The sequence below is a fragment of the Mycobacterium sp. genome, from assembly GCF_019243155.1.
Taxonomy (GTDB): Bacteria; Actinomycetota; Actinomycetes; order Mycobacteriales; family Mycobacteriaceae; genus Mycobacterium.
In genome coordinates this window covers 1-3417 of record NZ_JAFAUS010000364.1, presented here as the reverse complement: position 1 = coordinate 3417, position 3417 = coordinate 1, and the positions used below count along the sequence as shown (strand labels likewise).

General features: G+C 66.5%; 4 protein-coding genes and 1 pseudogene. 4 read left to right on the top strand and 1 reads right to left on the bottom strand.

Annotation, left to right across the window (positions count from 1 at the left end; all coding sequences use genetic code 11):
• Window positions 1-428, bottom strand: a pseudogene (locus tag JOZ00_RS18810) (asparagine synthetase B); the annotation flags it as partial.
• 155 nt (window positions 429-583) lie between these two features.
• Between JOZ00_RS18810 and JOZ00_RS18805 the strand changes: the two are divergent.
• The 4 genes from JOZ00_RS18805 to JOZ00_RS18790 all read left to right on the top strand — a co-directional run.
• Entirely contained in the window at window positions 584-1696 is a 1113-nt protein-coding gene (locus tag JOZ00_RS18805; RefSeq protein ID WP_293346288.1) for a cytochrome c oxidase subunit II, read from the top strand.
• Between the two features lie 13 nt (window positions 1697-1709).
• Window positions 1710-2129, top strand: coding sequence for a cytochrome c oxidase subunit 4 (locus JOZ00_RS18800; protein ID WP_293346286.1), 420 nt, complete (start codon window positions 1710-1712; stop codon window positions 2127-2129).
• 179 nt (window positions 2130-2308) lie between these two features.
• Window positions 2309-3241: an MmpS family transport accessory protein gene (locus JOZ00_RS18795; RefSeq protein WP_293346284.1), complete on the top strand. Its 933-nt coding sequence runs from the start codon at window positions 2309-2311 to the stop codon at window positions 3239-3241.
• Window positions 3241-3417: DUF2561 family protein (locus tag JOZ00_RS18790; RefSeq protein ID WP_293346290.1), on the top strand; the 177-nt coding region annotated here is incomplete at its 3' end. The genes JOZ00_RS18795 and JOZ00_RS18790, both read left to right, overlap by 1 nt.

The window sequence follows — 3417 nt, the reverse complement described above, 5'->3', positions numbered from 1 at the left end:
ATGCCGCGCAGCCGGGTCAAAACGCCGGTGCCCCAGTAGTGAAAGCCGGCGACAATGGCCTCGCCGTCGCCGTCGGTGGCGAAGACGGCCCCGTGCTGCGTGGCAAGTTCCTCGCGCAGCTCCAGGTAGTTGTAGATCTCGCCGTTGAACACCAGCACGTAGCGGTCGGGCGCGTCGGCCGGGCCCCAGCGCAGCGGCTGATGCGAATGCGCGATGTCGATAATCGACAGCCGGTTGAAACCGAACACCACGGAGCCGTCGGCGCCGGGGTCGGCCCAGGTACCCGGTTCATCGGGCCCGCGATGGCGCATCAGGTGCGACGAGCGGGCGATGGCGGAGTCGGCCCGGGCGGCCACGGCCGCCGCGTGATCGCTCCCTGAGCTATCGGCGCCCGCCGGCGCCGCGACGAACGCCAGCAGTCCACACACGGCGCCTCAGTATGCCGCACTCGCGCGGCCCGCGCGCCGGCTGCACCCGGCGCGGCGCGCCGCTCGCGACGCCCGACCGGCCGGGGTTTCGTCGCCCCTCTCACCGGCGTGGTCTACGCTGCGTAGTATTCGATATCCGAGCAGGAGGCGCCAACGTGACACCTCGCGAGCAGAACCGTTCGCAACGTTTGTCGCAGGGCAGGTTTCTAGGCCTTTCCAGAGGTCACCGCGGGGGCGCTTCTAGCAGTTCGGCCCGTCGACTTCGGCGGTTGGCGCTGGCTGCGACGTTCGGTGTGCTGGCGTTCGTCCTGAGCGGCTGCGACGGCTGGGCGGACGCGCTGGCGCTGGGCTGGCCGAGAGGCATCACCCCCGAGGCGCATCTCAACCGCGAGCTGTGGATCGGCGCGGTGATCGCCTCGTTGGTCGTCGGTGTGCTCGTGTGGGGATTGATCTTCTGGGCGTCGGCATTCCACCGCTTGAAGGCGACCGACACCGAGCTGCCTCGACAGTTCGGCTACAACATGCCGTTGGAGCTGGTGCTCACGGTCACGCCGTTCCTCATCATCTCGGTGCTGTTCTACTTCACCGTGGTGGTGCAGGAGAAGATGCTGCACATCTCCAAGGATCCCGAGGTCGTGATCGATGTCACGGCCTTCCAGTGGAACTGGAAATTCGGCTATCAGAAGGTCAACTTCAAAGACGGCACGCTGACTTACGACGGCGCCGACCAGGCGCGCAAGAACGCGATGCTGTCCAAGCCGGAAGGCAAGGACGCTCACGGCGAGGAGCTCGTCGGACCCGTTCGCGGCCGCAACACCTCGGACCGGACCTACCTGAACTTCGACAAGGTCGAGACGCTGGGAACCAGCGACGAAATCCCGGTGCTGGTGCTGCCCACCGGCAAGCAAATCCAATTCGATTTGGCGTCCGCGGACGTGATCCACACCTTCTGGGTTCCGGAATTCCTGTTCAAGCGCGACGTCATTCCCAACGCTGACGCGAACAACTCCATCCACGTCTTCCAGGTGGACGAGATCACCAAGCCCGGCGCGTTTGTCGGGCACTGCGCCGAGTTCTGCGGCACCTATCACTCGATGATGAACTTCGAGGTTCGGGTGGTGCCGCCCAACGACTTCAAGGCTTACCTGCAGCAGCGGATGGGTGGGAAGAGCAACGCCGCGGCACTGCAGGCGATTGGTCAGCCGCCGCTCGCAGTGACCACGCATCCGTTCGACACCCGCCGCGGTCAGTTGGCCGGCAACCAGTAGGTTAGGACGCCAAATGCATATCGAAGCCAGGCTATTCGAGTTCATCGCCGGGTTCTTCATTCTGGTTGCGGTGCTCTACGGGGTGCTCACCGCGATCTTCGCCACCGGCGGTGAGGAGTGGGCGGGCACCACCGCGCTGGCGCTGACGGGCGGCCTGGCGTTGATCACGGCGACCTTCTTCCGGTTCGTGGCACGTCGCATCGACACCCGGCCCGAGGATTACGAAGGTGCCGAGATCAGCGACGGAGCAGGGGAATTGGGCTTCTTCAGCCCGCACAGCTGGTGGCCGGTTCTGATCGCGCTGTCGGGTGCGGTGACCGCCGTCGCCATCGGGCTGTGGCTGCCGTGGCTGATCGTCGCCGGGGTCGCGTTCATCCTGTCCTCGGTCGCCGGACTGGTCTTCGAGTACTACGTGGGGCCCGAGAAGCACTGACTGTTGGCCCGAAGGTCACAATCAGATCACGTGACCCGCGGCCCGTTCGCCAAGACATCTTTGCTTCTCTCGGTTCGGTAGTGTTTTGCAAGGCAAATGAGAATCTTTCAAGCGCGCCCGCAACGAAGCGCCGGCGGAGCCCCGCGCGCTGGTAAGGCAGTCGAACAGGGCAGGCGAAGATGAGCGGGCCGAAACCCCCGGGATGGGAACCGGAAGAACCCGATTCCGCCCATGAGGTAGGCCGCGAACCGAACTCCGACAGCGAGCAAGAACACGACCCCGGCGCCGCCCACGACGACCATGAGTCCTTCGACGACGGCGCCGAACCGGCGGACGAAACGGACGCGTATTCGCGCGCGTACTCGGCTCCGGAATCCGAGCATTTCATCAGCGGCCCGTACCTGCCTGCCGATCTTCGGCTCTACGACTACGACGAGTTCGAGGAGGCGTCCGACGACGATGATGATGACCACGGCGCCCCACGCTGGCCGTGGATCGTGGGGGTGGCCGCCATCGCTGCCGCGATCGCGCTGGTGGTCTCGGTGTCGCTGCTGTTCGCGCGCACCGACACGACCAAACTAGCCAACCCGAACACCACCACAACCCCGTCGCCGCCGCCCTTCCAGGATCAGATAACGACCACCAAGCCGCCGCCCCCTCCGCCGCCACCCAGCACAGAACCGCCACCACCACCGCCCCCGACAGCAACGGAGACACAGACCGTGACGGTGACGCCCAACCCGCCGCCACCGCCGCCCGCGCCGGCGCCGGCGCCCGCACCACCCCCGGCCACCCCGACGGCCGCGGCGCCCCCTCCGCCGCCGCCCACGACGCCGGCCGGGCCCCGGCAGGTGACCTATTCGGTGACCGGCACCAAGGCGCCGGGCGACATCATCTCGGTGACCTACGTCGATGCCTCCGGCCGGTCCCGCACTCAGCACAACGTGTACATCCCGTGGTCGATGACGGTCACCCCGATCTCGACGTCGGACGTCGGCTCGGTCCAGGCGTCCAGCCTGTTCCGGGTCAGCAGGCTGAATTGCTCGATCACCACCAGCGACGGAGCGGTGCTGTCGTCGAACAACAACGACGCGCCGCAGACGAGCTGCTGATGGTTGCGAAGTATTCGACGTATCGGCGCGGAGCGGACGACACGATCTCCCCGGAGGTCATCGATCGCATCCTGATCGGGTCGTGTGCCGCCGTCTGGCTGGTGTTGTTGGGCGTGAGCGTGGCCGCGGCCGTCGCACTGGCCGATCTGGGCCGCGGTTTTCACAAGGCGGCGAGC